4 protein-coding genes are annotated in these 7858 nt (G+C 71.1%); all 4 read right to left on the bottom strand.

From position 1 onward, the window contains the following. Window positions 1-710 precede the first annotated feature (710 nt). The 4 genes from uvrC to rsgA all read right to left on the bottom strand — a co-directional run bounded on the left by uvrC (window position 711) and on the right by rsgA (window position 7804). Window positions 711-2699 carry an excinuclease ABC subunit UvrC gene (gene uvrC / locus AB0B85_RS33485; protein WP_357413772.1) on the bottom strand — a complete coding sequence of 663 codons (1989 nt, stop codon included), beginning with the start codon at window positions 2697-2699 and terminating at the stop codon, window positions 711-713. 211 nt (window positions 2700-2910) lie between these two features. Continuing rightward, window positions 2911-3396 (bottom strand): Rieske (2Fe-2S) protein, encoded by a 486-nt coding sequence (locus AB0B85_RS33480; RefSeq protein ID WP_357413770.1) that lies wholly within the window; start codon window positions 3394-3396, stop codon window positions 2911-2913. 240 nt (window positions 3397-3636) lie between these two features. Continuing rightward, window positions 3637-6582, bottom strand: coding sequence for an excinuclease ABC subunit UvrA (gene uvrA / locus AB0B85_RS33475; protein ID WP_357413768.1), 2946 nt, complete (start codon window positions 6580-6582; stop codon window positions 3637-3639). A 265-nt stretch (window positions 6583-6847) separates the two neighbouring features. Then, the gene (gene rsgA, locus AB0B85_RS33470) at window positions 6848-7804 is read right to left on the bottom strand and encodes a ribosome small subunit-dependent GTPase A (RefSeq protein ID WP_357413766.1); all 957 of its coding nucleotides are present in this window, start codon (window positions 7802-7804) and stop codon (window positions 6848-6850) included. Between the last annotated feature and the right edge of the window lie 54 nt (window positions 7805-7858).

Here is a 7858-nt window from a genome sequence, read left to right as displayed (position 1 = left end):
GAACGCGAGACCAGCAGCGGTCAGAGCGGTCTTACGGATCAGATCGGTACGCATGATGGCGTGCTCCTCTGCATCGGGGGTACGTGGCACACCCCGGGGGTGGGGGCGGCACACGTGTGCGGGGGGCTCTGCCCGGCGGCCCTGGGGGCCGGCATCGGGACCAGGTGTAACCAAGCGGGGTGGCGGATCATTCCACCGGGCTCCCGGGTCGGCCGGGTGGTGCTCGACCGGGCCAGGGGATGTAACCAGGGCGACCGGCCGGGTGTTCCCGGCAGCCACCGCGCATCCGGGAGGTGACCCCGGGGGCGGCGTGGCGGGTGTGTGAAAACCCCTGGGCGACCTGACCGTTGTTGTTGGCGACTGCCGCGCACCGACGACCCGAGGTCGCGGTGGCATGCCAGGTATAACGACCCCGGCCGGCCCACGATTCCGCCGACCGGGTGACCCCAACCACCCGACATCCGCCCCCAAACCGGACGAACCGCCCATCGCGGTAGGATAAGCCGAGGCAGGGCCGAGCAACGAGCGCTAGGCCACCCATGATCGCGCTCGATCCAGGAAACAGGCCCCCGCGCACGCCGCGAGGCCACTACATCCTGGATCGAGCACGATCATGCGGAAAGGCCCTGCCGCCCATTACGGGACGCACGACGCCAGCCGGTCGCGGACTGGTCGGCCGCCGCAGGGAGCCGGGTGAGCAGGGGCAACGATCAGATGCTGGGCTCCGGCTCCGCGCCATCGCCGACCTTCGGATCCTTGTCGAGGGCGGCCAGGATCGCCTCTGCGGTACGTCGGCCCACCCCGGGCACCTCGGTGATCTCTTCGACCGTCGCTGTCGAAAGCCGCTTGAGGGACCCGAAATGGCGCAGTAGCGCCTTGCGCCGCACCTCGCCGAGGCCGGGCACGTGGTCCAGCGCCGACTCGGTCATCCGCTTGGATCGGCGCTGCCGGTGGAAGGTGATGGCGAACCGGTGGGCCTCGTCACGGACCCGTTGCAGCAGATAGAGCCCTTCCGAGGTGCGCGGCAGAATGACCGGCAGGTCGTCGTCCGGGAGCCAGACCTCCTCCAACCGCTTGGCCAACCCACACAGCGCCACGTCGTCGATGCCCAGGTCGGCGAGGGCCTGCGCGGCGGCCGCGACCTGTGGCGCACCGCCGTCGACGACCACCAACTGCGGCGGGTACGCGAACTTCCGCGGCCGGCCGGTGGTCGGATCGATCAGGACACCGACCTGTGGCTCCGCCGCATCTTCCGGGGCGACCGGGTCGTCGGCCGACTCCACCCCCACCTCGCCGGTTTCAGCCCTCGCGTCGAGATAGCGGGCGAAGCGGCGGCGGAGCACCTCGGACATGGCGGACAGGTCGTCGGTGGCGCCCCGGACGATGAACCGCCGGTACTCGCTCTTGCGGGGCAACCCGTCCTCGAAGACCACCATGCTGGCGACCACGTCGGTGCCCTGGATCTGGGAGATGTCGAAACACTCGATGCGCAGCGGCGAGGTGCGCATGCCCAGCGCCTCGCTGATCTCGTCCAACGCCTTGCCCCGGGTGGTCAGGTCACCGGAACGCTTCAGCTTGTGCCGGGCCAGCGCGTCCTTCGCGTTGCGCTCCACCGTCTCCATGAGTGAGCGTTTGTCGCCGCGCTGCGGCACCCGCAGCGACACCCGGCTGCCCCGGTGCTCGGAGAGCCACTCCGCGAGCGCGTCCGCGTCGGCGGGCAGCTCGGGCACCAGCAACTCCCGGGGCACGTCGGCCTCGCCCTGCTCGCCGCCGTACACCTGGGTGCAGAAGTGGTGCACCAGGTCTCCGGTGGTCAGATCCTCGGTCTTCTCCACCACCCACCCGCGCTGGCCGCGGACCCGGCCATCGCGAACGTGGAAGACCTGCACGGCCGCCTCAAGCGGATCGTCGGCGAACGCGACAACGTCGGCGTCGGTGCCGTCACCCAGCACCACTGTCTGCTTCTCCATGGCCCGGCGCAGCGCGGCCACGTCGTCCCGCAGCCGGGCGGCGCGCTCGAACTCCAACTGCGCGCTCGCCTCGGTCATCTCGCGCTCGATCTTGCGGACCATGGTGTCGGTGCGACCGGCCATGAAGTCGCAGAACCCGTCGACGATCGCGCGGTGTTCGTCGGCGGAGACGGTGCCGACGCACGGCGCCGAGCACTTGCCGATGTAGCCGAGCAGGCAGGGGCGGCCAACCTGGCCGGCACGCTTGAACACGCCGGCCGAGCACGTCCTGGCGGGGAACACCCGCAGCAGCAGGTCGAGGGTCTCCCGGATGGCCCAGGCGTGCGAGTACGGACCGAAGTAGCGCACCCCTTTGCGCTTGGCGCCGCGCATCACCTGCAACCGGGGGTATTCCTCGTTGAGGGTGACCGCCAGGTAGGGGTACGACTTGTCGTCGCGGTAGCGGACGTTGAACCGGGGATCGTACTGCTTGATCCAGGTGAACTCGTGCTGGAGCGCCTCGACCTCGGTGCCGACGATGATCCAGTCCACCGACTCGGCGGTGGTGACCATCTGGCGGGTGCGCTCGTGCAGATTCCAGACGTCGCCGAAGTAGGAGTTGAGCCGGCTGCGCAGGTTCTTCGCCTTGCCGACGTAGATCACCCGGCCGGTTCCGTCGCGGAAGCGGTAGACCCCCGGTGACTCCGGGATGGTGCCGGGTGCGGGACGGTAGGTAGAGGGGTCAGCCACGCCAACAAGCCTAGTCCGCACCACCGACAGCCCCACGCAACCTCTAGATCGACTCGGTTTCCGGAAAGTCGGGGTGTCGCCGTGTCACGAACACCCCGACTTCCCGCAACGCGAGTCGATCAAGCGACAGGGCAGACGCCTCGCCGACCGCCCACCGCCCACCGCCCACCGTCAGAGCGGCAGGCCGCACCGGCGGGCCGCACCGCCCGGGTCAGGCCAGCGAGATCTGGTCCCCGGTGACCTTGATGTTCCTGGGGGGCAGCGGCTTGGTGGCCGGGCCAGCCTTCACCGAGCCGTCCTCGATCGAGAACTTGCTGTTGTGGCAGGTGCAGTTGATCGTGCCGCCGTCGACGTTCGTCACCGGGCAGTTCTGGTGCGTGCAGATCGGGCTGAAGCCCTTGAACTGGCCGGCCACCGGCTGGGTGATGACCACACCCTGGGTGGCGAGCACCTTGCCGCCACCGACCGGGATGTCGGCGGTGGTGGCGAGCGACTGCGCACCCTGCCGGTCGCCGCCGCCCGCGTCACCGGTGCTGGGCACCGCCGGGCCACCGCTGGTGGGGGCGTCGCTGCCACCGTCGCCGTCGTCACTGCCACAGGCCGCCAGGACGACGGCCGCGCCGACCGCCCCGACGCCGGTGAGCAGGGTACGACGGGTCTGCGTACCCGGACCGGTCAGCGCCTGATCGTCACTCATGCCTCGCCTCTCTCTAGCCCGCCGGGCCGGTCAAGAGCCGGCCGTACTTTGTCCACACGAGCAACTGTGCCGGATGGTTCACCACGGCATCCGTTCGAACCGGAAATGGGACGAGGCGGACCCCGGTCGATCAACCCACGTCGGACTGGACACCACGAGGCCGGTCGTGGACCGCCGCGCACAGCGGCCCGGCCGGACTGCCGCACAGCAACCCGGCCGGACCGACCTCGGAAATCCAGGTCAGCGTGCGGCGGCGGGCACCTTGCGGCTCGCCCGCGCCTTGGTGACACCGTTGGCCTTGGCCGCCCGGGTGGTGGCGGCCACCGCGCCGGTCGCCGCGCCGTCGAGCTTGAGCACCTGGCGCAGGAACTCGCCGGTGTGGCTCTCGGCCACCTCGGCGACCTCCTCGGGGGTGCCGGTGGCGAGCACGGTGCCGCCCCGGTGGCCACCCTCCGGACCCATGTCGATCAGCCAGTCGGCCGTCTTGATCACATCGAGGTTGTGCTCGATGGTGATCACCGTGTTGCCCTTGTCGACAAGCCCTTCCAGCACCATCAGCAGCTTGCGGATGTCTTCGAAGTGCAGGCCGGTGGTCGGCTCGTCGAGCACGTAGACCGTCCGACCGGTGGAGCGCTTCTGCAGCTCGGACGCGAGCTTGACCCGCTGCGCCTCGCCTCCGGAGAGGGTGGGCGCGGGCTGACCGAGGCGTACGTAGCCCAGGCCGACGTCGACCAGGGTCTTGAGGTGCCGGTGGATGGCCGGGATGGCGGAGAAGAACTCGGCCGCCTCCTCGATCGGCATCTCCAGCACCTCCGAGACGGTCTTGCCCTTGTAGTGCACCTCAAGCGTCTCCCTGTTGTACCGGGCGCCCTTGCAGACCTCGCAGGGGACGTACACGTCGGGCAGGAAGTTCATCTCGATCTTGATAGTGCCGTCGCCGGAGCACGCCTCGCAGCGCCCGCCCTTGACGTTGAAGGAGAACCGACCCGGGCCGTACCCCCGGACCTTGGCCTCGGTGGTCTCGGCGAAGAGCTTGCGGACGTGGTCCCAGACGCCGGTGTAGGTGGCCGGGTTGGAGCGTGGCGTCCGGCCGATCGGCGACTGGTCCACGCCGACGACCTTGTCCACGTGCTCCAGACCGGAGACCCGGGTGTGCCGGCCGGGCACCAGCCGGGCGCCGTTGATCTGGTTGGCCAGCACCGCGTACAGGATGTCGTTGACAAGCGTCGACTTGCCCGAACCGCTCACCCCGGTGACCGCGATCAACTGGCCCAGCGGGAACGGAACTGTCAGGTTGCGCAGGTTGTGCTCCCGCGCGCCGTGCACCACCAACTCGCGGCCCGGATCCTGCGGGCGGCGCGTCGACGGGGTCGGGATCGACCGACGCCCGGACAGGTACGCCCCGGTGATCGACTCCTTGTTCTTCAGCAGGGCCGGGACCGAGCCGCTGTGCACGATCTTGCCGCCGTGCTCACCCGCGCCCGGCCCGATGTCGACGATCCAGTCGGCGGTGCGGATGGTGTCCTCGTCGTGCTCCACCACGATCAGCGTGTTACCCAGGCCACGCAGCCGGATCAGGGTCTCGATCAGCCGGTGGTTGTCGCGCTGGTGCAGCCCGATCGACGGCTCGTCGAGCACGTAGAGCACCCCGACCAGACCGGAGCCGATCTGGGTGGCCAGCCGGATGCGCTGCGCCTCGCCGCCGGAGAGCGTGCCGGCCGGCCGGTCCAGCGAGAGGTAGTCAAGGCCGACGTCGAGCAGGAACCGCAGCCGGGCGTTGATCTCCTTGAGGACCCGCTCGGCGATCAGCTTCTGCCGGTCGGTCAGCTCGATGCCGGCGAGCAGGTCGGCGCACTCCCCCACCGACAGGTTGCAGACCTCGGCGATGCTCCTGCCGGCCAGGGTGACCGCGAGCACCTCGGGCTTGAGCCGGGCGCCGCCGCACGCCGCGCACGGCACGTCACGCATGTAGCCCTCGTACTTGTCGCGGGACCACTCGGACTCGGTGTCGGAGTGCCGGCGCTCGATCCACTGCACCACGCCCTCGAAACCGGTGTAGTAGGAGCGCTCGCGGCCGTACTTGTTGCGGTACCGCACGTGCACCTGGTCGTCGGAGCCGTGCAGGATCGTCTTCTGCGCCCGCGCCGGCAGCGCCCGCCACGGGGTGTCGACGTCGAAGTGCTGGGCCTCGCCGAGCGCCTCCAGCAGGCGCAGGAAGTATTCCAGGTTGTGCCCGGTGGACCAGGGCTGGATGGCGCCCTCGCGCAGGCTGCGCTCCGGGTCGGGGACCAGCAGCTCCGGGTCGACCTCCTTCTTGGTGCCCAGGCCGGTGCACTCCGGGCAGGCACCGTAGGGCGCGTTGAAGGAGAAGACCCGGGGCTCGAGATCCTCGATGGCCAGCGGGTGGTCGTTGGGGCAGGCCAGGTGCTCGGAGTAGCGGCGCTCCCGGTCCGGGTCGTCCTCCGGCAGGTCGACGAAGTCGAGCAGCACCAGACCGCTGGACAGGCCCAGGGCGGCCTCGACCGAGTCGGTCAGCCGCTGCTTGGCGCTCGCCTTGACGGTGAGGCGGTCGATCACCACCTCGATCGTGTGCTTCTCCTGCTTCTTGAGCTTCGGCGGCTCGGTGAGCGGGTGCACCACACCGTCGACCCGGGCCCGGGCGTAGCCCTTGGCCTGCAACTCGGCGAAGAGGTCGACGTACTCGCCCTTACGACCGCGGATGACCGGCGCGAGCACCATGAACTTGGTGCCCTCGTCCATCGCGAGGACCCGGTCGACGATCTGCTGGGGGCTCTGCCGGGAGATCCGCTCGCCACAGACCGGGCAGTGCGGCTCGCCGATGCGGGCGTAGAGCAGGCGCAGGTAGTCGTAGACCTCGGTGATGGTGCCGACCGTCGAACGCGGGTTGCGCGAGGTGGACTTCTGGTCGATGGAGACGGCGGGGCTCAGGCCCTCGATGAAGTCGACGTCTGGCTTGTCCATCTGGCCGAGGAACTGCCGGGCGTACGACGACAGCGACTCGACGTAGCGGCGCTGCCCCTCGGCGAAGATCGTGTCGAAGGCCAGGCTCGACTTGCCCGACCCGGACAGCCCGGTGAACACGATGAGTGCGTCCCGGGGCAGGTCGAGACTGACGTCACGCAGGTTGTGCTCGCGCGCGCCACGGATGATCAGTCGGTCGGCCACGGTGCGTGTACTCCCGGGAGAAGACGAAGCGAAGGATGTGTCCCGCTCTGGGATGATCTGAGCGGTCGTGCGGGCGCGGAAAACACGCCTCGGCAACTCTAGCCCCGAGGTACGACAGTTTCCCCCGCCCGCACATTCCCCCAGCTCAGCCCGGTCGGCCGCAGCGGGGCACCGCCTCCACGCGCCCCGGCCGAGAGCACCGCCACGCGCCCGGCCCGCGAGCGCCGCCACCCGCCGGGCGACGTACGCAGCCACCGAGCGCCGCTCAGTACCCCCCGGGCGTCGGCGGTCGGACAGCCCGGCGCCGGGCCGAACGCCACCCGCCGCGCCGCTCCGCCGCCGTCCGCGCCTCCCGCCGTCGGCTCTCCTGGGCCACCTCGCCCTGTAGCCGTCGCCAACTCTCCCACCGGCGGGTGGGCAGTTCGCCGGTGCGCAGCGCCTCGCGGACCGCGCAGGCGGGCTCGCCGTCGTGGCCGCAGTCGGCGTACCGGCAGCCCTCGGCCAGCCCGGCGATGTCGGTGAACGCCCGGTCGAGCCCGACCGCGCCGTCCAGCAGGCCCACCGCGCGCACCCCGGGAGTGTCGATCACGGCGCCGCCGCCGGGGATCGGCACCAGCGCCCGCCAGGTGGTGGTGTGCCGGCCCTTGCCGTCGACGCGTCGGATCGCCTGGGTGGGCATCATCGCCGCCCCGGTCAGGGCGTTGACCAGGCTCGATTTGCCGGCGCCGGACGGCCCGAGCAGGCCGAGCGTGCGGCCGGGGGCCACCTCGGCGCGCAGCGGGTCCAGCCCGACGCCCTGTTCGGCGCTGACCGGCAGCACCGGCACCCCGGGGGCGACCGCGGCAAGCTGGCGGGCCAACGCGGCCGGGTCGGCCGCGAGGTCGACCTTCGTCAGCACGACGAGTGGACGGGCACCGGACTCGTGGGCCAGGGCGAGCAGTCGTTCGATTCGACCCACGTCCGGCTCGGGGTGCACCGGCTCGACAACGGCGGCGGTGTCCAGGTTGGCGGCCAGCACCTGGCCGCTGGCGTCCTTGCCTGCGGTACGGCGGATCAGCGCGCTCCGCCGCGGCAGTACCGCCGCCACTGTGACCCGGCGGTCCGGCCAGTGGGTGAGCAGCACCCAGTCTCCGGCGCAGGGCAGCGCCGACGGGTCCCGGGCCGCGGCGGCCAGCACCGCGCCGCCCAGGCTGGCCCGGGTCGGGCCGGCCGCCGTGAGCACGGTGCAGACCCCCCGGTCGTGGGGGGGGCCGCGGCGCCCGCGGGGGGGGGCCCC

Origin of the sequence: Micromonospora sp. NPDC049044, from assembly GCF_040649215.1 — a bacterium.
Classification (GTDB): Bacteria; Actinomycetota; Actinomycetes; order Mycobacteriales; family Micromonosporaceae; genus Micromonospora.
This window is presented reverse-complemented; position numbering and strand designations above follow the sequence as displayed.